General features: G+C 64.3%; 15 protein-coding genes. 10 read left to right on the forward strand and 5 right to left on the reverse strand.

Going from position 1 to position 21,767, the window contains the following annotated elements:
* The first annotated feature begins 38 nt into the window (after positions 1 to 38).
* Genes BZG29_RS18270 through glpK form a run of 4 tightly spaced genes read left to right on the forward strand, consistent with a single transcriptional unit; the run spans position 39 to position 5,921 of the window.
* A complete protein-coding gene (locus tag BZG29_RS18270) occupies positions 39 to 2,060 on the forward strand; it encodes an alpha-glucosidase (RefSeq protein WP_077409171.1) in 2,022 nt (673 codons plus the stop codon).
* Positions 2,061 to 2,065: 5 nt separating this feature from the next.
* On the forward strand, positions 2,066 to 2,827 hold the full coding sequence (locus tag BZG29_RS18275; RefSeq protein WP_077405967.1) for a TSUP family transporter: 762 nt from the start codon (positions 2,066 to 2,068) through the stop codon (positions 2,825 to 2,827).
* A gap of 47 nt (positions 2,828 to 2,874) precedes the next feature.
* Positions 2,875 to 4,434 (forward strand): glycerol-3-phosphate dehydrogenase, encoded by a 1,560-nt coding sequence (glpD, locus tag BZG29_RS18280; RefSeq protein ID WP_077405970.1) that lies wholly within the window; start codon positions 2,875 to 2,877, stop codon positions 4,432 to 4,434.
* On the forward strand, positions 4,431 to 5,921 hold the full coding sequence (gene glpK / locus BZG29_RS18285; protein ID WP_077405973.1) for a glycerol kinase GlpK: 1,491 nt from the start codon (positions 4,431 to 4,433) through the stop codon (positions 5,919 to 5,921). The genes glpD and glpK overlap by 4 nt, the downstream gene beginning before the upstream one ends.
* A gap of 185 nt (positions 5,922 to 6,106) precedes the next feature.
* On the opposite strand, the gene alaC is transcribed toward glpK, so the two are convergent.
* A complete protein-coding gene (gene alaC, locus BZG29_RS18290; protein WP_077405976.1) occupies positions 6,107 to 7,324 on the reverse strand; it encodes an alanine transaminase in 1,218 nt (405 codons plus the stop codon).
* Between the two features lie 308 nt (positions 7,325 to 7,632).
* On the opposite strand from alaC, the gene BZG29_RS18295 reads away from it, so the two are divergent.
* Positions 7,633 to 8,316, forward strand: a complete 684-nt coding sequence (locus BZG29_RS18295; protein ID WP_253192638.1) for a pentapeptide repeat-containing protein — start codon at positions 7,633 to 7,635, stop codon at positions 8,314 to 8,316.
* A gap of 178 nt (positions 8,317 to 8,494) precedes the next feature.
* On the opposite strand, the gene BZG29_RS18300 is transcribed toward BZG29_RS18295, so the two are convergent.
* Positions 8,495 to 9,709, reverse strand: a complete 1,215-nt coding sequence (locus BZG29_RS18300) for an MFS transporter (protein WP_077405982.1) — start codon at positions 9,707 to 9,709, stop codon at positions 8,495 to 8,497.
* A 114-nt stretch (positions 9,710 to 9,823) separates the two neighbouring features.
* On the opposite strand from BZG29_RS18300, the gene BZG29_RS18305 reads away from it, so the two are divergent.
* Positions 9,824 to 10,750: a LysR family transcriptional regulator gene (locus BZG29_RS18305; RefSeq protein ID WP_077405985.1), complete on the forward strand. Its 927-nt coding sequence runs from the start codon at positions 9,824 to 9,826 to the stop codon at positions 10,748 to 10,750.
* A 197-nt stretch (positions 10,751 to 10,947) separates the two neighbouring features.
* Here the strand turns inward: BZG29_RS18305 and BZG29_RS18310 are convergent, their stop codons facing one another.
* Positions 10,948 to 13,215 (reverse strand): carboxy terminal-processing peptidase, encoded by a 2,268-nt coding sequence (locus BZG29_RS18310; RefSeq protein ID WP_077405988.1) that lies wholly within the window; start codon positions 13,213 to 13,215, stop codon positions 10,948 to 10,950.
* A gap of 521 nt (positions 13,216 to 13,736) precedes the next feature.
* Between BZG29_RS18310 and BZG29_RS18315 the strand changes: the two genes are divergently transcribed.
* On the forward strand, positions 13,737 to 15,707 hold the full coding sequence (locus BZG29_RS18315) for a methyl-accepting chemotaxis protein (protein ID WP_171985050.1): 1,971 nt from the start codon (positions 13,737 to 13,739) through the stop codon (positions 15,705 to 15,707).
* Between the two features lie 51 nt (positions 15,708 to 15,758).
* Complete coding sequence (locus BZG29_RS18320) at positions 15,759 to 16,031, forward strand: DUF2007 domain-containing protein (protein WP_077405991.1); 273 nt, start codon at positions 15,759 to 15,761, stop codon at positions 16,029 to 16,031.
* Positions 16,032 to 16,040: 9 nt separating this feature from the next.
* On the opposite strand, the gene BZG29_RS18325 is transcribed toward BZG29_RS18320, so the two are convergent.
* Entirely contained in the window at positions 16,041 to 16,559 is a 519-nt protein-coding gene (locus BZG29_RS18325; protein WP_240453395.1) for a thymidine kinase, read from the reverse strand.
* 343 nt (positions 16,560 to 16,902) lie between these two features.
* Between BZG29_RS18325 and BZG29_RS18330 the strand changes: the two genes are divergently transcribed.
* Both BZG29_RS18330 and BZG29_RS18335 read left to right on the forward strand, forming a co-directional pair.
* The gene (locus tag BZG29_RS18330; RefSeq protein ID WP_077405994.1) at positions 16,903 to 18,282 is read left to right on the forward strand and encodes a cystathionine beta-synthase; all 1,380 of its coding nucleotides are present in this window, start codon (positions 16,903 to 16,905) and stop codon (positions 18,280 to 18,282) included.
* On the forward strand, positions 18,279 to 19,460 hold the full coding sequence (locus BZG29_RS18335) for a PLP-dependent aspartate aminotransferase family protein (protein ID WP_077405996.1): 1,182 nt from the start codon (positions 18,279 to 18,281) through the stop codon (positions 19,458 to 19,460). The genes BZG29_RS18330 and BZG29_RS18335 overlap by 4 nt, the downstream gene beginning before the upstream one ends.
* A gap of 79 nt (positions 19,461 to 19,539) precedes the next feature.
* Here the strand turns inward: BZG29_RS18335 and BZG29_RS18340 are convergent, their stop codons facing one another.
* Entirely contained in the window at positions 19,540 to 21,753 is a 2,214-nt protein-coding gene (locus BZG29_RS18340; protein ID WP_077405999.1) for an acylase, read from the reverse strand.
* Positions 21,754 to 21,767: the final 14 nt, after the last annotated feature.

Consider the following 21,767-nt stretch of genomic DNA (forward strand, 5'->3'; position numbering starts at 1 on the left):
ACCATGCGGGCGGCCGGTTTTCACAGGAGTTGATCGTCATGCAGTACACACTACACCAGGAAAATGACAGCGTCGCCCTGCGCTGCGCCGGCCGCTTGCTGCTGCGCCACGGCGCCGATGCGCCATGCGTGTTCGTCGGTCAGGGCCGCGAAAGCATGGAAATGTACCGCGGTAACTTCGCCATCGAGGATTACGTCGAGGAGCGCAGCGCCCTGCGCGCGCTGGCCGTCACGCAGGACGGCGACGGCGCCACCCTGACCTTTGCGCGCCATGCGGGCGACACGCCGCAGCTGGTGCTGGCCGTGCAAGCGACGCCGCACGGCGTGCACCTGGTGGTGCGCTACGCGGCGCCGGGCTGGAACCGGCTGTGGCTGCGCCTGCCCGCGGAACAGGACGAGCATGTATGGGGCTGCGGCGAGCAGATGTCGTACTTCGACCTGCGCGGCCGCCACTTCCCCCTGTGGACGTCGGAGCCGGGCGTGGGCCGCGACAAGTCGACCCATTTGACGTGGCAAGCCGACGTGACGTCCAAATCGGGCGGCGACTATTACCACACGAATTATCCGCAGCCGAGCTTCATCTCCTCGCAGCGCTACTGCCTGCATGCCGAGACGACGGCGTATGCGGACTTCGATTTCCGCCAGCCGGACTTCCACGAGCTGCAATTCTGGGCCATGCCCGAGCGCCTGGAATTCATGCTGGCCGACTCCTTCGTCGACCTGGTCGGCGTGGTCTCGCAACGCTTCGGCCGCCAGCCACAATTGCCCGCCTGGCTGCAAAATGGCGCCATGCTGGGCCTGAAAGGCGGCGAAGACCACGCGCGCGCCATCCTCGCACAGGCGCAGGCACACGGCTTGCCCGTCAGCGCCCTGTGGTGCGAAGACTGGGTGGGCTTGCGCCAGACCTCGTTCGGCAAGCGCCTGTTCTGGGACTGGCGCTGGCAGCCGCAGCGCTATCCGGACTTGAAAAACTGGATCGCCGACCTGGCCAGGCAAGACATCCGCTTCCTCGGCTACGTCAATCCGTATTTATGCAACGACGGCACCCTGTACCAGGAAGCGCTGCAGCAGGGCTTTTTGGCTACGGCCACCGATGGAGGCGCCTACCTGGTGGACTTCGGCGAATTCGACTGCGGCGTCGTCGACTTCACCAACCCGGCCGCCGCGCTGTGGTTTGAGGAACGCATCCTGCGCCAGGAAATGCTCGACTTCGGCCTGTCCGGCTGGATGGCCGATTTCGGCGAATACCTGCCGATCGACCTGCGCCTGCACAATGGTGTCGATGCGCGCCTGATGCACAATGCATGGCCGACCCTGTGGGCCGAAGTCAATGCGCGTGCCATCGAGCGGGCCGGCAAGACGGGCGACGCCACCTTCTTCATGCGCGCCGGCTACACGGGCGTGCAGGCGCACTGCCCGCTGCTGTGGGCGGGCGACCAGTCGGTCGACTTCAGCCGCCACGACGGCTTGCAGACGGTGATTTGCGGCGCCCTGTCGTCCGGTTTGCTGGGCAACGCCTACCACCACAGCGACATCGGCGGCTACACTAGCCTGTTCGGCAACCTGCGCACGGCCGAACTGTTCCAGCGCTGGACGGAAATGGCCGTATTCACGTCGATGATGCGCACGCACGAAGGCAACCGTCCCGACGAAAACTTCCAGTTCTACCAGGATGAACAGGTATTCCAGCACTTCGCCCGCATGACGCGGCTGCACGTGGCGCTGGCGCCCACCATCCGCAGCCTGGCCGAGGACGCCGTGGCGCGCGGCCTGCCGCTGCAGCGCCCCCTGTTCCTGCACTATGAACACGACCGCGCCACCTACGCCATCCAGGACCAGTACCTGTTCGGTCCCGACCTGCTGGTGGCGCCCGTGCATGCGGCGGGTGCTGCGCGCTGGAGCGCCTACCTGCCGCAGGGCGACGCCTGGGTCCACCTGTGGAGCGGCTCCGCCTACGAAGGCGGCCAGCGCGTGGAAGTCGACGCTCCCCTGGGCCAGCCGCCCGTCTTCGTGCGGCGCGGCTGCGCGCAGCAGGATTTCTTCCTGTCGCTGGCGGCTTGACCGGCATGAGCGTGGCGTCGCATCTGCTGTTCCTGGCCTGCGTGGCGCTGGCCAGTTACGCGCAGAACCTGACGGGCTTTGCCTTCGGCCTGATCCTGCTGGGCCTGACGGCCGTGCTGCACCTGGCCAGTCTGGGCGACGTGGCCAACGTGGTCAGCGTGCTGGTGCTGGTGAATGCGGCCATCACCTTTGGCCGCACGCGCCCGCAACTGGCCTGGCCCGTCTTCGGCCCTTCGCTGGCCGTCAGCCTGCTGGGCGTGGGCGCGGGCGTGGCCCTGCTGGGTTGGTTCAGCGCGCAACAGGTGACCCTGTTGCGTTTCCTGCTCGGCTGCGCCATCGTCGTCTGCGCGTGCATGCTGGTGCTGCGCGCCAGCGCGCGCCGGCGGCAATCGGGCCTGCCCGCCTTCCTGTTCTTCAGTGGCGTGTCCGGCGTGATGGGCGGCCTGTTCGCCAGCGCCGGGCCACCCATGGTGTACCACCTGTACCGCCAGCCATGGCCGGCCGACATGGTCCGCCATTCGCTGATCGTGCTGTTTGCCGCGAATGCCGTGCTGCGCCTGGCCCTCGTGCTGGCGCACGGCCAGTTCAGCCTGACTGCCCTGTGGCTGACCCTGGAAGCCTTGCCGCTGGTGACGGGGCTGACGTGGCTGGCGCGGCGCCACCCGTCGCGCCTGCCCATCGAACACGTGCGCCGCGCCGTCTTCGTGCTGCTGCTGATCGCCGGCCTGGCCCTGGTGCTGCCGCCCCTGCTGGCCCTGGCCGCCTGAGGCGGCGCCTTTTCTCTGTTTACCCTTTTTTACGAGACGAACCTTTCATGTCCGCTTCCCGCTTTTCCTCCCTGCCTGCCGACTGCGACCTGCTGGTCGTCGGCGGCGGCATCAATGGCGCCGGCATCGCGCGCGACGCGGCCGGCCGCGGCCTGCGCGTGGTGCTGTGCGAACAGCACGACCTGGCGCAGCACACCTCGTCCGCCTCCACCAAGCTGATACACGGCGGCCTGCGCTACCTCGAATACTATGAATTCAAGCTGGTGCGCAAGGCGCTGCAGGAACGCGAAGTGCTGCTGCGCGCCGCGCCGCATATCATGTGGCCGATGCGCTTCGTCATGCCGCACGACGCGGCCCAGCGCCCCGCCTGGATGATACGCGCAGGCCTGTTCCTGTACGACCACCTGGCCAGGCGCGCCTTCCTGCCCGCCTCGCAAGGCATCGCGCTGGACAAGCACGCGGCGGGCGCGCCCCTGAAGGCAGGCTACCGCAAGGGCTTCGTGTACTCCGACGGCTGGGTCGACGACGCGCGCCTGGTGGTGCTCAACGCGCTCGACGCGCAGGAACACGGTGCGCACATCCTCACGCGCACGGCCTGCGTCGAGGCGCGCCGCGACGGCGACGCCTGGCACGCCGTCCTGCAAGCCGAGGATGGCCGGCGCAAGACCCTGCGCGCGCGCGCCATCGTCAACGCGGCGGGACCGTGGACGGCGCAATTTGCCGGCGCGGCCGGCGGCGGCAAGACGCAGGGTTTGCGCCTGATCAAGGGCAGCCACATCATCGTGCCGCGCCTGTTCGACCATCCGCACGCCTACATCTTTCAGAACCCGGACCAGCGCATCATCTTCGCCATCCCCTACCAGGACGACTTTACCCTGATCGGCACCACCGACGAGGAATACAAAGGCGAAGTCAGCCAGGTAAAGATCAGCCAGGCCGAGATCGACTACCTGTGCCAGGCGGCGAACCGCTATTTCAAGCGCGAAATCGGCCCCGCCGACGTCGTGTGGACGTATTCCGGCGTGCGCCCCCTGCTCGACGACAGCGCGCAGAACGCGTCGGCCGTCACGCGCGACTACCTGCTGGAAGTGGCGTGCGGCGCAGCAGCAAAGGGCGCGCCCCTGCTCAATATCTGGGGCGGCAAGATCACCACCTACCGCAAGCTGGCCGAGGAGGCGCTGGGCCTGCTGGCGCCCCTGCTGGACAACGCCGCCCCGGCCTGGACCGCGCACGCGCCGCTGCCCGGCGGCGACCTGCAGCAAGAAAACCAGCTGGTGGACAGCCATGATTTCGACGGTTTCCTCTCGCGTTTCCAGCGCGGCCACGCCTGGCTGCCGCCCGCGCTGGCGCGCCACTATGCGCGCGCCTATGGCAGCCGCGCCGCGCGCCTGCTGACGGGCGCCACGTCGATGGCCGACCTGGGCGCGCAGCTGGCGCCCGGCCTGTACGAAGCCGAAGCGTGCTATCTGGTCGAGGTGGAATGGGCCAGGAGCAGCGACGACATCCTGTGGCGGCGCAGCAAACTGGGCTTGCGCTGCACGCCGGCCGACGTGGCGCGCCTGCAGCAATGGCTGACGGTCCATCTGGCGCAAGAGGTGGCGGCATGACGTACCTGCTGGCCCTCGACCAGGGCACCTCCAGCTCGCGCAGCATGGTCTTCGATGAAACGGGCGCCATCGTCGCCGTGGCGCAGCGCGAATTTCGCCAGCTCTTCCCGCAGCCGGGCTGGATCGAGCACGATCCCATGGAAATCTGGCACAGCCAGCTGGCTACCTGCCGCGAAGTGCTGGCCAAGGCGGGCTTGCAGGCCAATGCACTGGGCGCGCTGGGCATCACCAACCAGCGCGAAACGACGGTGGTATGGGACCGCGCCACGGGCGAACCCGTCTACAACGCCATCGTCTGGCAAGACCGCCGCACAGAGGCCCTGTGCGAGGACTTGCGCGCGCGGGGCCTGGCCGGCGCCATCCACGCGAAGACGGGCCTGGTGCTCGACCCGTATTTTTCCGGCACCAAGCTGCGCTGGATACTCGACGCCGTGCCCGGCGCCCGCACGCGGGCCATGCGCGGCGAACTGGCCTTCGGCACCATCGACACGTGGCTGGCGTGGCAGATGACGGGCGGCCGCCTGCACGTGAGCGACGTCACCAACGCTTCGCGCACCATGCTGTGGAACCTGCATGAAGGCTGCTGGGATGCCCATCTGCTCGACTGGCTGGGCATTCCCGCCAGCCTGCTGCCGGCCGTCCACCCTTCGAGCCACGTGTATGGCGAAACGGATGCGGCGGTGCTGGGCAGCCCCGTCATCATCGGCGGCATCGCCGGCGACCAGCAGGCGGCGCTGTTCGGCCAGACCTGTTTCACGCCGGGCATGGCCAAGAATACCTATGGCACAGGCTGTTTCTTGCTGCTCAACACGGGCGAACAGTGCGCGCAATCGCAGCATGGCCTGATCAGCACGGCCGCCTGCCAGGTGGGCGCGCAGCCCGCGTATGCGCTCGAAGGCAGCGTCTTCATCGGCGGCGCCGTGGTGCAGTGGCTGCGCGACGGCCTGGGCGCCATCGGCCACGCGGGCGAAGCGGAAGGCCTGGCCGCCTCCGTGCCCGATTCGGGCGGCGTGGTCTTCGTGCCCTCGTTTACGGGCCTGGGCGCGCCGTACTGGGTGCCGTCGGCGAAAGGCGCCATCCTGGGCCTGAGCCGGGGCAGCACGGTGGGCCACATCGCCCGCGCGGCATTGGAAGCGATCGCCTTCCAGAGCGCCGCCCTGCTGGGCGCCATGACGCGCGACGCGCAAGCGCCCATCACGGAGCTGCGCGTCGACGGCGGCGCCTGCGCCAACAACCTGCTGCTGCAATTCCAGGCCGACTTGCTGGGCATCCCCGTCGTGCGCCCGCAAGTGATCGAAACGACGGCGCTGGGCGCGGCCTGCCTGGCGGGCCTGGCCATCGGCCAGTACCGTGGCGTGGAAGAGCTGGCAACGCACTGGCGCGCCGACAGGACGTTCTTGCCCACCATCGGCCGCGACCAGGCGGCCAGCCTGATGCAGCAGTGGGAGGTGGCGGTGCGGCGGTTTGCGGGTGCCGGCGACGCATAGCCGTGCGGAACGACAGGCAAAAAAAAGCCCGCTGCGGGAGCGGGCTGAATCTATTTCCTTGGAGGAAGATAGAGGAGACAGATGAATGATGCCGCGTTGCAGCATATAAAACCACTTTATATTCGTGATGTCAGAAATACGCGGCAGTGATATTAGGGGCAACACTTCATTCCATACGGCAACTTTTATGCTGCCGCTTCCGCTTTCCCGTCGCCGGAACGCAACATATTCTTGATGCCGCGCAAGGCTTGCCGTACCCGCGCCTCGTTTTCGATCAGGGCGAAGCGCACGTATTCATCGCCGTATTCGCCGAAGCCGATGCCGGGCGAGACACTCACTTTCGCTTTTTGCAGCAGCAGCTTGGCAAATTCCAGCGAGCCCAGGTGGCGATACGCTTGCGGGATATGCGCCCAGATATACATCGACGCCTTCGGTTTTTCCACCATCCAGCCCGCCTCATGCAAGCCTTTCACCAGCACGTCGCGGCGGCGCTGGTACTGGGCGCAGATTTCCGTCACGCAACTTTGATCGCCTTCCAGCGCGGCGATGGCCGCCACTTGCACTGGAGTAAAACTGCCGTAGTCGTGGTAGCTCTTGATGCGCGCCAAAGCCGCCACCAGTTCCGCATTGCCCACCATGAAGCCGATGCGCCAGCCCGCCATGTTGTAACTTTTCGACATGGTGAAAAACTCCACGGCCACGTCGCGCGCACCGGGCACCTGCATGATGGACGGCGCCTTCCAGCCATCGAAGGTGATGTCGGCATACGCCAGGTCGTGCACCACCAGGATATTGTGCTGTTTTGCCAGCGCCACGACGCGCTCGAAAAACTCCAGCTCCACGCACTGCGCCGTGGGGTTGGACGGAAAACCCAGCACCATCATCTTCGGTTTCGGATAGCTTTCGCGGATGGCCCGTTCCAGTTCGGCAAAAAAATCCACGCCCGGCCCCATGCGCACGGAGCGGATATCGGCGCCCGCGATCACGGCGCCCCAAATGTGGATCGGGTAGCTGGGGTTAGGCACCAGCACCGTGTCGCCACGGTCCAGCGTTGCCAGCATCAGGTGGGCCAGGCCCTCCTTCGAGCCGATGGTGACGATGGCTTCGCTGTCCGGGTCGATGTCGACCTCGTAGCGCTTCTTGTACCAGTGGGCAATCGCGCGGCGCAGCCGCGGAATGCCTTTAGACGCGGAATAGCCGTGCGTGTCGGGGCGTTTCACCGTCTCGACCAGCTTGTCGACGATGTGGGCCGGCGTGGCGCCATCGGGATTGCCCATCGACATGTCGATGATATCCTCGCCACGGCGGCGCGCGGCCATCTTGAGTTCGGCGGTGATATTGAAAACGTAGGGGGGAAGACGATTGATGCGCGAAAATCTGCGCGGAGCTTGGCTGTCGGTCATGGTTATCTCTGTACGTAAGCGCCCGGATCCGTCCGAGCGACGTTGGCGCAGTGGCTGCGCCTGCAACAATACTAACCCGGCTTCGCAAGAACTGGCAAGGCCGATTCGGACAAGCTACAATACGCGCTGATCGAAAATGAGCGCACCGGTTGGTAACCCGGTAAGTGCCCGGCACCGTCCGGCATGCTCCCGCCCACGCGGACCCACGGCGCTGACCCCTGGCTTTACACCAGCCGGGGAGGTGTTCTGGTTCGTGCATTTTCCCGCCGCGCCATCCCTCCCCTGCTTTGATTAGGAATAATAAACGGATGGCAACACACGACACCGCAGTAAGCAACATGACCCTGGACCGCGCCGGCATCGAGCAGCAGTTGGCGCAATCGGCACGCCACTTCATCGATTGCGCCTTCGACGGCGAAGATTTGTCGCGCCTCGATTTGCAGGGCTGCACCTTCGAGCGCTGCACCTTTGCCGAAACCAATATGTTCGCCAGCAAACTGGCGCGCAGCACCTGGCGCCGCTGCCGCGCGGGCAGCGCCGATTTCGAATCCGTCGACGCCGTCGACGCCAGCTTCGAAGGCTGCGACCTGAACAACACAAAATGGCGGCGCGCCAAGCTGGCCTCGGCCACCTACCGCGGCTGCAAGCTGACGGGCGCCTCGTTCGAGGAAGTGGCCCACCTGGGCCTCACCTTCGAAGACAGCCTGCTGGTGGGCGCCGACCTGCGCGGCTTCTCGTTCCGCAAGGCAATATTAAAGCAGCTGGACTTTTCTGACGCCTATCTGGCCGGCTGCGACTTCCGCGACGCCGTCTTCGAAGGGGGCAGCTTGCGCAACGCCACCATCAAACTGGCGAAGTTCCAGGGCGCGGACTTGCGCGGCGCCGATATCGACGGGTTCAAACTGAGCGAAGCATCCCTGCTGAAAGGCGCCGTCATCACGCATGCGCAGGCGGCGAACTTCATGCGCGCGCTCGATCTCGTAGTAATCTAATTGGTATTGATTTAATTTAAAACGGCAAAAAAAAGCCCGCTACGGAAGCGGGCTGAATCTATTTCCTTGGAGGAGATAGAGGAGACAAGTGCATCTTGCGGCATCGCGGCATATCACGCCACTTTATCTTCATGATGATAGAAATAGCCGTCAGTGATAACGAGGCGCCATCAGGGTTTCAAGCCGTGCGGCGCGTGGCTTGCGGCAAAAATTCTCCCAGCCATACCAGCAGGGCCAGGCCCGGAAACGCCATGCCGGCCAGCAAGGTTGCTTGCCAGCCATAGCTCGCATACACCCAGGCGCCGATGGCCGAGCCGGCCGCGCCGCCGGCGAAGAACAGGGCAAAGTACAGGCCGTTCAGGCGGCCCCGCACTTCCGCGCCCAGGCTGAAGATGGCGCGCTGGCCCAGCACCAGATTCGCCGCCACGCCCATGTCGAGCACGATGGACGCCACCACCAGCAAGCCCAGCGCCACGTGTTTCGACTCCGGCGCCAGCATCGGCAAGGCAAACGCGACGATGCCCAGCGCCAGCGCGGCGGCCGTGGCCGGCAAGGTGTGGCCCGCATCGGCCAGACGGCCGGCGATAGGCGAAGCGACGGCGCCCGCCATGCCCACCAGAGCGAAGATGGCAATGCCCGTTTGCGACAGGCCGAACGCGGGGTTGGCCAGCACCAGCGGCGTGACGGTCCAGAACAGGCTGAAGGCGCCGAACAGGCCCGCATGATAGGCGGCGCGGCGGCGCAGCACGGGTGTGCCCAGCAACAAATGCCACAGCGAGGCCATCAAGGCCGGATAGCGCATGTTCGACACGGGCTGACGCACGGGCAAGGCGCGGCGCAGCACCAGCGCCAGCAAGAGCATCAGCACGGCGGCGCCGCCGAACACCACGTGCCAGCTCGCGTGGGCCGCCACCAGCGAGGCCACGGGGCGGGCCAGCATGATGCCCAGCAACAAGCCGCTGACCACCTTGCCCACCGTCTGTCCCCGCGTCGCTTCCTGCGACAGGTGGGCGGCAAACGGCACGATCACTTGCGCCGCCACGGAGCCGAGGCCGATGGCCAGCGCCGCGGCCAGGAACACGATGGCGCCCGTGGAGAGGGCCGCCGCCATCAGCGCCGCGGCCGTCACCAGCAAGGCCGTGACGATCAGGCGGCGGTTTTCCAGCAAATCGCCCAGGGGCACGACAAACAGCAGGCCCAGGGTATAGCCGACTTGCGTCAGGGTGACGATCAGCCCGGCCGCCTTGGCCGACAGGCCCGTCGAGGCGCTGATGGGCCCGACGAGGGTTTGCGCGTAATACAGGTTGGCCACGATCAGGCCGGAGGCGATGGCCAGCAGCAGCACCATGGCGGGTGAAATATCGTGGGGAGCGGAAGGTGAGGCCTTGTTCATGTTGTTTCCTCGGTTCGATAGGGATGTGGCCATTCTAGGCAAAACCGGGCCTAAGATAATCAGGGCATAATCCACTTATACTTTTCACATAAAATGAACAATGGAAGCTATCCTATGGACAAGATCAAGGCCATGCAGACCTTCGTGCGCATCGTCGAAGCCAACAGTTTTTCCAAGGCGGCCGAAACCTTGAATTTGCCCCGTGCCGCGCTGACGGCCACCCTGCAAAAGCTGGAAGCCTACCTGGGCACGCAATTACTGCAGCGAACCACGCGCCGCTTGTCGCTGACGCCGGAAGGGGCAGACTACTTTCGCCACTGCATCGATATTTTGAAAGCCGTCGACACGGCGGAACTGGCGTTTCGCGGCCCCGACGCGACAAAGCCGCGCGGTTTGCTGCGCATCAACCTGCCCAATACGGTGGGCCGGCGCCTGATCATCCCCCATATCGCGCAATTCCACGCCGCCTGGCCCGACGTGCAATTGCAGCTGAGCCTGACCGACCGCCTGGTCGACCTGACGCAGGAAGGCATCGATTGCGCCTTGCGCGTGGGCACCTTGCAAGATTCCGCCTTCATCGGCAAGCAGGTCGGCCTGATGCGCTTCGTCACGTGCGCCTCGCCCGCCTACCTGGCGCGGCACGGCACGCCGCACACCTTGGCCGACCTGGCCACGCACCGGGGCATCATGCATTACTCGGGCCGCACGGGACGCGCCTTCGACTGGGATTTCCTGCAAGGCAAGGAGGTGGTGCGCGTGCAGATGGCCGGCCCCATCGCCGTCAACGATGCGGACGCCAGCGTCGCTTGCGCGCTGCAAGGGCTGGGCCTGGCGCAAGCGGCCCAGTACCAGGTGCGCGCGCACCTCGACAGCGGCGCCCTGGTGGCCGTGCTGGCGGATCACCCGCCGACGCCGATGCCCATGTCCCTGCTGACGCCGCAAGGCCGGCTGGCCACGCCCAAGCTGCAGGCGTTTGCGGGCTGGATCACGGCCTTGCTGGCCGCCCAGCCCGACGTACAACTGCCCGCGCACAAAATCTGAGGCAAAAAAAAGCCCGCTGCGAGAGCGGGCTGAATCTATTTTCTTGGAGGAGAATAGAGGAGACAGGTGCATTATGCTGCGTCGCGGCATATCAATCCAATTGATTGTTGGAATGATAGAAATACGCCAGACAGATAACTGACGGCGAAAAAAAAGCCGGCTCCGCAAGGAACCGGCTTCTTACGCGACAACAAGCCTTACTTCGCTGCCGTCACCGGCGTCGCCTTGCCGTCCGCGCCATATGGCAAGACCTTGGACGCCATGCGGCTATCGGCCTTGATCAGCGCCACTTCGTCGGCGAGGATGCGCGCCGCTTCGTTCAGCAGCACGTCCTTGGCGCTCTTCGCGGCCGTTTCAGCGTCCAGTTCGGCACTCAGCGCCCGTTCGTCACCCTGCAAGCCGTCGTCCGTGCGCAAGGCGCCCTTCACGGCGGCGATCTGCTTGGCCGTCTTGTTGGCCGCTTTCGCGCCCTTCAGCACGTCTTTCGGATCCGGAATCACCACCAGGTCGTCGGCAGGGTTCGAAATCTGCGCGATCAGGCGTTTTTCACGGGCCTTGGCGCGCGCTTCCTGGGCATCGCGCTCCTTGCGGCGCACGGTTTCATTGAGCGAAATCTGGTTTTCCTTGCGCTGCTTGACGACGAGGGCTATGTCATCGAGCAAGTACTGGAAATCCTTGTCCTTGGCCACGCGCGCATCATGTTTCTTGTCCAGCAGCGGCACGATCTCCTTCAAGTCGCCCGTCGGCATGTAGGGCGCCGGCTTGATCGCGACCCATGGCAGGGCATTGTCATAGCTCGATTCGCCGAAGTTTTCCGCGTCCGACATGGCTGGCAGCTTGATGTCGGGCGTGACGCCGCGCAACTGCGTGGTGCCGCCATTGATGCGGAAGAACTGGGCGATGGTCATCTTCAGCTCGCCGAAACGGGCTTTCTCGCTGCCGCCGAAACGGTCGAGGTTGAACAGGGTCTGCACGGTGCCCTTGCCGAAGCTGCCTTCGCCGATGATGACGCCGCGGCCATAGTCTTGCACGGCGGCGGCGAAAATTTCGGAAGCGGAAGCCGAGCCGCGGTTGATCAGCACGCCCATCGGGCCGTCCCAGGCCAGGCCGGCATTCGTATCGCTTTCCACTTCGACCTTGCCTTCGGCATTGCGCTGCATCACGACAGGGCCCTTGTCGATGAACAGGCCCGTCAGTTCGACGGCTTCGTTCAGCGAACCGCCGCCGTTGTTGCGCAAGTCGATCAGGACGTTGTCGACCTTCTCCTTCTTCAACTCGGCCAGCAAGCGGCTGACGTCGCGCGTGGCGCTTTTGAAGTCCTTGTCGCCGCGGCGGCGCGCTTCGAAGTCCTGGTAGAACGTCGGCAGGGAAATGACGCCGATGCGGCGCTTGACGCCGTTGTCGCGCACTTCGATGACCGATTTCTTCGCCGCCTGCTCTTCCATGCTGATTTTCTTGCGCACCAGCGGCAAGACCACGTGCTTGGCGTCCGGGCCGGCATCGGCCGGCAGGATGTCGAGGCGCACCACGGAATCCTTGGCGCCGCGGATCAGCTGCACCACGTCGTCGATGCGCATGCCCAGCACTTCGGTGATGGGGCCGCTTTCGCCCTGCCCCACGCCGACGATGCGGTCGCCCACTTTCAGCTTGCCCGACAGGCCGGCCGGGCTGCCCGGCACGACTTCGCGCACCACCGTGTATTCGTCGCGCGTCTGCAGCACGGCGCCGATGCCTTCGAGCGACAGCCGCATGGCGATGTCGAAGTTGTCCGACGCGCGCGGGCCCAGGTAATTCGTATGCGGCTCGATCGACATGGCGTAGGAATTCATGAAAATCTGGAACACGTCTTCGCTGTTGAGCTTGCGCGAACGGGTCGTGTAGCTTTCATAGCGCTTGTCCAGGGTCTCGCGAATGGCCTTGTCTTCCTTGCCCGCCAGTTTCAGGCGCAGCCAGTCGTTCTTGACGCGCTTGCGCCACAGGTCGCGCACTTCCTCGTCATTCTTCGGCCAGGCAGCCTTTTCGCGGTCGAGCTGGTAGCTCTCGTCGGCCGTAAAGTCGAACTTGGTTTTCAGCAATTCACGCGCATACGCCATGCGCTCGTCGAAACGCTGCTGGTACAGGTTGTAGATGGCAAACGGCGCCGTCAAGTCTTCATTGATGATGGCGTCATCGAGCTTGGTACGCAGCGGCGCGAAACGGTCGACGTCAGCTTGCACGAAAAACAGTTTTTCCGCGTCCAGGGACTTGAAGTAGCGATCGAAGATTTTCTCCGACATGGCGTCGTCGAGCGGCATGGCCTTGTAATGGACGCGTGTCAATACGCGCGATGCCCACAAGGCGGCCTGCGTTTGCTGGGCCAGCGGCTTCATGGGTAGCGGAGGAGCGGCGCTCTTGTCCGTCTGGGCTGCGCCAGCGTGGGCTGACAGGGCAAGCACCAGGGTGACCAGCATCATTTGCTTCTTCATCGGCTTCTCCGAAAATTAGTTGAATCAATTCCAGGCGGCGCAGATAGGCATGCGCCAGCCAGCAAGACAGTAAGGGGAATACACGACTGGTCTGCATATTATTCTACAGGATACGGCCTGGCAGTCTCCCATGGAATATCAGTTTCTTCCTGGAAGCTTAAACGCGGATTAAAGGCAGCGTGTCATTCATTACAAAGTGAAACATTCGTGACAAAAATCGCATCATCCGGCCGTAACGAACAGCAACATTCATTACTGAAATCAAAAAAGTCAATAGTCAGTCTTTGCAATCCTTGATGCAGATGATGTTTTTATGCAAAAGAAATGATTCCTGCGGGAAACACTTAGTAACAAAACACAAGCAACATGCTATCATCGCGCCCTGAAATTCAGCTTGCCTGTGCGCGGCCCGACAGCCGGCGCGCCTCCGTTTCAAGCGCATTCCCCACCAGATCCCCTCCCCGCGTGTCATGTCATGACCAGGAATGGCCGAGCTGATTACCCTTTGCCAGACTCACACTATGCCTACAAAATCATTCTCCCCCCGCCACTGGAGTGTCGGCGGCAAGATCACCATTTTCACGTTTGCGCTGGTCAGCCTGATCCTCGCCAGCCTGACAACCTTGATCAGCATCCGCACCTCCAATGCCCTGGAACAGCGCGCCGAAGCGGCCGTTACCAGCGAACTCAATAGCGTCATGACGACCACGGAAGTATTTCATACCGCCATGGTCAACGAGGCGGCCAGCTTTGCCCGCCTGTTTGCGGCCGAATTTCCCGGCCCGTTCTCGGTCGACACGAGCGCCATGGTGGCCGTGGCCGGCAAGGCCACGCCCGCCCTGGCCAACGGCGGCAAGGTGCTCAACCTCGACACGGCCGTGGTCGACCGCTACACGGCCCAGACGGGCGTGATCGCCACCATCTTTGCCGCCAACGGCGATGAATTCGTGCGCATCAGCACGTCGCTGAAAAAACAGGATGGCGAACGGGCCATCGGCACCCAGCTCGACCACAACCATCCCAGCTATGCGCCGCTGCGCGCCGGCCAGCGCTTCGTTGGCATGGCAACTTTATTTGGCAAGCAATACATCACGCAGTATGACCCCGTGCGCGATGCGGGCGGCAAGGTGGTGGGCGTGCTGTTCATCGGCCTCGATATCAGCAAGAATCTGGCCATGCTGAAAGAGAAGATTCGCCAGGTCAAGATCGGCCAGACGGGTTACATCTATATCGTCGACACGGCGCCCGGCGCCAATTACGGCCACCTGGTGCTGCACCCGAACAGCGAAGGCAAGAGTGCGCTCGAGTTCAAGGCCAGCGACGGCCGCATGTTCATCCAGGAAATGCTGGCGCAAAAGGACGGCGCCATGCGCTACACGTGGACGGCACCGGGCGAAACGGCTGCCAGCGCGCGCGAAAAGCAGCTGTTTTACCGTCAATTCAAGGATTGGCAATGGATCATCGCGGGCGGCACGTTCACGGATGAGATCACCCTGGAAGCGCGCCAACTGCGCAACCAGCTGGCCATTTCCGGCTTCATCGCCCTGCTCGTCTTCGCCCTGCTGCTGTACTGGCTGGTGCGCACCCTCGTGTCGCGCCCGCTGGCCGCCGCCGAAACGGCCGCCGCGCAAATCGCCGCCGGCGACCTGACGGTGCACCTCGATACCAGCAGCCTGGACGAAATCGGCCGCCTGCTGCTGGCCATGAACCGCATCAGCGACAACCTGTCGCAAGTGGTCAGCAATGTACGCGGCAGCGCCGGGCAAATCGCCACGGCGTCCGGTGAAATCGCCAGCGGCAACCTGGATTTGTCGAGCCGCACGGAACAGCAAGCCAGCTCGCTGGAAGAAACGGCCGCCTCGATGGAAGAACTGAGCTCCACCGTGCGCCAGAACGTCGATCACGCGCAGCAAGCGAGCAAACTGGCGCATGACTCGTCCAGCCTGGCAGCGGAAGGCGGCGCGGCCGTGGCGCAGGTGGCCAGCACCATGGACGCCATCCGCAGCTCGTCGGGCAAGATCGCCGACATCATCGGCGTCATCGACGGCATCGCCTTCCAGACGAATATCCTGGCCTTGAACGCGGCCGTGGAAGCGGCGCGCGCCGGTGAACAGGGACGCGGCTTTGCCGTCGTCGCCACGGAAGTGCGCACCCTGGCGCAGCGCTCGACGGCAGCGGCGAAAGACATCAAGGACCTGATCCAGGCGTCCGCCAGCACGGTGGACCTGGGCCACGCGCAAGTGAGCCAGGCCAGCGCCACCATGGATACCGTGGTAGCCAGCGTGCAGCAAGTGAGCACCATCATGGCCGAAATCGCCCAGGCGAGCGAAGAGCAGCGCAGCGGCATCGAGCAAGTCAACCAGGCCATCGCCCAGATGGACCAGGTGACCCAGCAGAACGCGGCCCTGGTGGAAGAAGCGGCCGCGGCGGCCGACGCCTTGCAGGAGCAGGCGCAGGAGCTGAACCAGGTGGTGGGCGTGTTCAAACTGTAAGGGCGAGCCTGGTGCTAAGATGGGGATGAATCCACCTTGCCAGGAGGCACCATGCACGACGACTACGTTTTAATTGCCCGGCTGATGATCCCCACGGATGCGCACGTCATCCGCGGCTGCCTGGCCGCCGCCGGCATCGACGTGCTGCTGACGGACGACCAGCACATGCAGGCCGACATGCTGCTGGCGGCCGCCATCGGCGGCGCCCGCGTCATGGTGCGCGAACACGACGTGACACGCGCGAATGACATCCTGGCCGCGTTCGAGCGGGGCGATCTGGCGCTGTCCGACGATGCGGACGTGGGCGTGCCCGTCGCCGAATAAGGAATTAGCTTACGAGTAGAAACAGCGCCCGCACGCCTGGCGGTAACTCTCGTTGCCGCCAATACTGATCTGCTCGCCTTCCTTGATGCGGCGGCCCTGCTCATCCACGCGGATGTTCATCGTGGCCTTCTTGCCGCAAGTACAAATATTCTTCAATTCCTCGATATCGTCGGCCAGCGCCAGCAGATAGGCCGAGCCGGGGAACGGTTCGCCCTTGAAATCCGTGCGCAAGCCATAGCAGATGACGGGCACGCCCTTCACTTGCGCCAGCTGGTGCAATTGTTGCACTTGTGCCGTGCTGAGAAATTGCGCTTCGTCAACCAGCAGGCAAGCCACCTGGGGAATAGCGTCGAGGAAATTCGTGTCGGCATGGAAGATATCGACCTGGCGCTGCGGGCCCAGGCGCGAAGTGACCCTTCCCACGCCGTAGCGGCTGTCGATTGCGGCCGTGTACAGGCGCACCTGCTGGCCCTGCTCTTCATAGTTGTGCGCGACCTGCAACAAGGCCGTCGACTTGCCCGCGTTCATCGCGGAGTACCGGAAATAAAGTTTTGCCACTGCCGCCTGCCCTGTCTGAGTAATTTCAATACTATTTAGTATCTTTTCGAGGCGTGATTATAAATCGCAATGGCGGGCTTGCGGCAGCTTAATAGTCGTGTCATTGGCGCGGCAAGCGGACTAAAAACGGCGCATACTCGAATCGCGCTCGCTATAGCCGCGCTGCTGCTGATATGCGAAAGCCGCATATGCAAGCATGCAAACATTCGTTCGCCGCACCCGTGCACCCGCCTACACTGCGCGGCACGGAAGGCGGCTCGGGACACAATCCGGAGCGGCTGTTTCTCTGACAGGAGCCACCATGAATGATCGAATGCCATCCCCACCCTCGCCGCCAGCGCTATACAAGCTGATCGGCAACACCCCGCTGGTCGAAGTCACCAGGCTCGACACGGGCCTGTGCCAGCTGTTCCTGAAACTGGAATCGCAAAATCCCGGCGGTTCCATCAAGGACCGCATCGGCCTGTCCATCATCGAAGCGGCAGAAGCCGACGGCAGCCTGCAGCCGGGCGGCACCATCGTCGAGGCCACGGCCGGCAATACCGGCATCGGCCTGGCCCTGGTGGGCCGCATCAAGGGCTACCGCGTGATTCTCGTCGTGCCCGACAAGATGTCGACGGAAAAAGTGCTGCACCTGAAAGCCCTGGGCGCCGAAGTGCACACCACGCGCTCGGACGTGGGCAAGGGCCATCCCGAGTACTACCAGGATTACGCGGCGCGCCTGGCGCGCGAACTGCCAGGCGCCTTCTTTGCCGACCAGTTCAACAATCCCGCCAATCCGCTGGCCCACGAAACGACGACGGCGCCCGAAATCTGGGAGCAAAGCGGGCATGACGTGGACGCCATCGTCGTCGGCGTCGGTTCGTCCGGCACCCTGACGGGCCTGACGCGCTACTTCCGCAAGGCGCAGCCGAAGCTGGAATTCGTGCTGGCCGACCCGCAAGGCTCCATCCTCAGCGAATACATCGACACGGGCAAAGTCAGCGACACGAGCGGCTCGTGGGCCGTGGAAGGCATCGGCGAAGACTTCATTCCCTCGATTGCCGACATGGCCAGCGTCACCAAGGCCTACACCATCACGGATCAGGAAAGTTTCGATTCCGCGCGCGCCCTGCTGCGCGCCGAGGGTATCCTGGGCGGCTCGTCCACGGGCACCCTGCTGGCCGCCGCCCTCAAATACTGCCGCGAACAGACTAGCCCGAAGCGCGTCGTCACGTTCGTCTGCGACACGGGGACGCGCTATTTATCTAAAGTCTACAACGATGGCTGGATGCGCGACCAGGGTCTGCTGCAGCGCGCGCTCTCGGGCGACTTGCGCGACCTGATCGGGCGCCGCTACGACGAGGGCGACGTGGTCAGCGTGGCGCCCGGCGACACCCTGCTCACGGCCTTCAACCGCATGCGCGCCAGCGACCTGGCCCAGCTGCCCGTCATTGATGCAGGTCAACTGGTCGGCATTATCGACGAGTCGGACCTGCTGCTGCATGTGTCGAGCGACGCCGCGCATTTCGCGGGCCTGGTGGGCGCCACCATGACGACGCAGATCGAAACGCTGGCGCCGTCCAGCGGCTTGCCCGCCCTGCGCGCCACCCTGGACCGGGGCTTGACGGCCGTCGTCGCCGACGATACCGGCTTCTATGGCCTGATCACCCGCTTCGACCTTCTCAACCACCTACGCAGGACTTTATCTTGAGCCAAGACATCCCCCGCAAGAGCCATCTGGCCACCCGCGTCATCCACGCCGGCCAGTCGCCCGACCCGTCGACGGGCGCCATCATGCCGCCCATTTACGCCACCTCGACCTTCGTGCAGGACAGCCCCGGCGTGCACAAAGGCCTCGATTACGGCCGCTCGCACAATCCCACGCGCTGGGCGCTCGAGCGCTGCGTGGCCGACCTGGAAGGCGGCAGCGCGGCCTTCGCCTTCGCCTCGGGCCTGGCCGCCATCTCGTCCGTGCTGGAATTGCTGGACTCTGGCAGCCACATCGTCGCCGGCGACGACATGTACGGCGGCACCTACCGCCTGTTTGAACGGGTGCGCCGCCGCTCGGCCGGTCATGAATTCACGTATGTCGACCTGACGAATCCGGAAAACCTGCTGGCCGCGCTGCGCCCGGAAACGAAGATGGTATGGGTGGAAACGCCCACCAACCCCATGCTGAAACTGGCGGATTTGCGCGCGATTGCCGACATCTGCCGCGAACGGGGCATCATCGCCGTGGCCGACAACACGTTTGCCAGCCCGCTGGTGCAACGTCCGCTCGAACACGGCTTCGACATCGTCGTGCACTCGACCACCAAATATTTGAACGGCCACTCGGACATCATCGGCGGCATCGCCATCGTCGGCGCGGAAGAACGCCAGGCAGAATGGCGCGAACAGCTGGGCTTTTTGCAAAACTCGGTGGGCGCAATTGCCGGCCCGTTCGACAGCTTCCTGGCCCTGCGCGGCGTGAAAACCCTGGCCATCCGCATGCAGCGCCATTGCGCAAGCGCCCTGGCCCTGGCGCAGTGGCTGGAGCAGCAAAAGGAAGTAAAAAAGGTCTTCTACCCGGGCCTGGCGTCGCACCCCCAGCACGCGCTGGCGCAGCGCCAGATGGATGGTTTCGGCGGCATCATCTCGATCGACCTCGATACGGACCTGGCCGGCGCGCGGCGCTTCCTCGAGCGCTGCGAAGTATTCGCCCTGGCAGAAAGCCTGGGCGGCGTGGAAAGCCTGATCGAGCATCCCGCCCTGATGACGCATGCCAGCATCCCGGCCGAGCAACGGGCCAAGCTGGGCATCGGCGATGGCTTGATCCGCCTGTCGGTGGGGATCGAGGATATCGAGGATTTGCGCCATGACCTGCGCACGGCGCTCGACGCGATTTGATATGTCAAATCAACCCAAGACCAGAACTACTGGAGTCGTACCCTGAGGGTACGACCCCAGCTTTTGCTGTGGGGCTTCCTCACTCCCCCGGCCGATACCTGCGCTCCAGGTGCCTGGTCACGTCCTCGGGATAGAACAGCACCTCCTTGAACTCGCCCCGCGCATACATGGCCGCCTGGTCCCGGAAGTGCGGCGATGCCGGGTCGCCGCTCTGGCCACCGGCGAGGATGCTTTTCGCCTTGATGCGGGGGCCGAATTCCACGGCCGCCACAAAGCTGTTGCCGCGCTCGCCGTAGATCCTGCGCGTGGTGCTCTTGCTGCTCTGTCCATACGCGGCCAGCGCGCCCCAGTTGCCCGACGCGTAAGGCACGGGCAGGCTGGCTTGCGCATCGTCAAACGGCTGCACGATGTCGCCCGTCAGGCGCTGGAAGCGGTTGATCTCGCCCCACGGCGTTTGCCAGTGGCCGAAATCGCGCTGCAGTTTATCGGCCGCCGTCGCCAGCGCAGCCAGGCGCTGCGCCGCCGTGACCTTGTCCGTCGCCAGGAAATCGACGACGGGCACGCCCTGCTCGCGCGCCTGTTTTCCCGCCAACTCGGCCAGCTCCTGGCCCCAGAACACGGCCAGCGAGGTGGCGGTGGAGTCCAGCGCATAGCGCCAGTCCCAGGCCCGCAGCAAGGCCACCTTGTCGGCCAGCGCCAGCTTGTGCACATCGCCCGCCGGCAGCGCATCCCAGGCCGCGAACAGCGGCGGCAGCAGCGCTTCGAAGGCCGTCAGTTCGCTGTCGTACGAGGCGGCGATCAGCTTGTCGAGCGTGAAATCCTTCTGGTTCTGGAAAACCTTGACGGCATGCAGGCCGCGCGCGTTCTCGCCATACACGGACATGTAGGCGGGATAGTCCTGCTGGCGCGGGCTGTTGGCACCAGCCGCCGAATACGGCCAGTTGTTCGTATTCTGGATCCAGCCGTTTTTCGGATTGAACAGGGTGATGGTTTGCGCCACCGTGTGCAGCCCTTTCCATTCCGTGGCCGGGTCGCTGCCGTCGACGGGCTGCTTCCAGTTGAAGCGCGGGTCGCGCACGGGGATGAAATTGCCGTGAAAATAGGCGATATTGCCATCCGCATCCGCATACACCGTGTTGTTCGACGAATTCGTGCGCAATTCCATCGTTTGATAAAACGCAGCATAGTCGCGCGCCTTGGTGCGCGTGTACGACTGCGTCAAAGCCTTCAACGGTTCATGCATCAGGCGCACGGCCACCCATTTGCCGTCCTGCGCGCGCACGATGGGACCGTGGTGGCTGTAGTGGACGGTGATGGTTTTCGAACCCATGCTGCCATCGGCCAGTTTGTATGGCAAAGTGATGGGCACGGTTTTCAAGGGCCGCAGCCCGCCGTCATAGCGGTAGAACCAGGCGCCATCGTGGTCGACGATGCTTTCCAGGTATTCGTCGATGACGTCGCCGCCGCCCGAGGTGTGCATCCAGCCCAGGCGTTCATTGAAACCCTGGTAGACGAAGAACTGGCCCCAGGTGACGGCGCCGTACGCGTTCAAGCCTTCACCGCTGGTGACCTGCACTTCAGGGCGGAAGTAGAACGAGGTGTGCGGGTTGATCATCAGCAGCGCATGGCCATTTTTCGTGATGGCGGGCGCGATGGCGAAACCGTTCGAGCCGCTCGGCTCGGGGTCCAGGCCCGACGCCAACCCGGTTTCCACGCTGGCCAGCGCCACAGCTGCGGTTTGCTGGCCGTAAAACGCTTCGAGCTGCGCCAGGTTGATCGATTCGATATCGCCGCCGATGCTGCCCTCGCTGAAACTCAAGGCCATCCACGGCTCGAAATGCGCGATCAGCCTGGGTTTCACCTGCGGATGCGTGGCCAGGTAAAAATTCAGGCCGTCGGCAAACGCATCCATCAGCTTGCGCAGCCACGCCGGGCTGGCGCGGTACTGCGCCTGCAGCTCGGCCGGGTCGATGAAGAGCTTCATGCGCAGGTCGCGGTACAGTTCCCGCTCGCCCTCCACCTCCGCCAGCCGCCCCATGGCATTGATATAGTTCAATTCCACGCGGGGGAAATCATCCTCGGCCTGCGCATACATCAAGCCGAAGACGGCATCGGCATCCGTCTTGCCCGTCACGTGGGGAATGCCCCAGGTGTCGCGCGCGATGCTGACGTTGGCGGCCTGCGCCTGCCAGCGGGCCATGTCCGTGACGGAAACGGCGGGCGCCGCCAGCGCGGGAGCACTGGCAACGATGCCGCAGGCGATGGCGGCGAACAGGGCACGGCGAACTGGCATGAACTACTCCAATA

Origin of the sequence: Janthinobacterium sp. LM6 (assembly GCF_002002885.1) — a bacterium.
Lineage (GTDB): Bacteria > Pseudomonadota > Gammaproteobacteria > Burkholderiales > Burkholderiaceae_D > Janthinobacterium > Janthinobacterium kumbetense.

Bases quoted from the DNA above. Each gene is read 5' to 3' on its own strand.
- BZG29_RS18270 (WP_077409171.1), top strand. From the start codon at position 39: ATGCAGTACACACTACACCAGGAAAATGACAGCGTCGCCCTGCGCTGC.
- BZG29_RS18275 (WP_077405967.1), top strand. From the start codon at position 2,066: ATGAGCGTGGCGTCGCATCTGCTGTTCCTGGCCTGCGTGGCGCTGGCC.
- glpD (WP_077405970.1), top strand. From the start codon at position 2,875: ATGTCCGCTTCCCGCTTTTCCTCCCTGCCTGCCGACTGCGACCTGCTG.
- glpK (WP_077405973.1), top strand. From the start codon at position 4,431: ATGACGTACCTGCTGGCCCTCGACCAGGGCACCTCCAGCTCGCGCAGC.
- alaC (WP_077405976.1), bottom strand. From the start codon at position 7,324: ATGACCGACAGCCAAGCTCCGCGCAGATTTTCGCGCATCAATCGTCTT.
- BZG29_RS18295 (WP_253192638.1), top strand. From the start codon at position 7,633: ATGGCAACACACGACACCGCAGTAAGCAACATGACCCTGGACCGCGCC.
- BZG29_RS18300 (WP_077405982.1), bottom strand. From the start codon at position 9,709: ATGAACAAGGCCTCACCTTCCGCTCCCCACGATATTTCACCCGCCATG.
- BZG29_RS18305 (WP_077405985.1), top strand. From the start codon at position 9,824: ATGGACAAGATCAAGGCCATGCAGACCTTCGTGCGCATCGTCGAAGCC.
- BZG29_RS18310 (WP_077405988.1), bottom strand. From the start codon at position 13,215: ATGAAGAAGCAAATGATGCTGGTCACCCTGGTGCTTGCCCTGTCAGCC.
- BZG29_RS18315 (WP_171985050.1), top strand. From the start codon at position 13,737: ATGCCTACAAAATCATTCTCCCCCCGCCACTGGAGTGTCGGCGGCAAG.
- BZG29_RS18320 (WP_077405991.1), top strand. From the start codon at position 15,759: ATGCACGACGACTACGTTTTAATTGCCCGGCTGATGATCCCCACGGAT.
- BZG29_RS18325 (WP_240453395.1), bottom strand. From the start codon at position 16,559: ATGAACGCGGGCAAGTCGACGGCCTTGTTGCAGGTCGCGCACAACTAT.
- BZG29_RS18330 (WP_077405994.1), top strand. From the start codon at position 16,903: ATGCCATCCCCACCCTCGCCGCCAGCGCTATACAAGCTGATCGGCAAC.
- BZG29_RS18340 (WP_077405999.1), bottom strand. From the start codon at position 21,753: ATGCCAGTTCGCCGTGCCCTGTTCGCCGCCATCGCCTGCGGCATCGTT.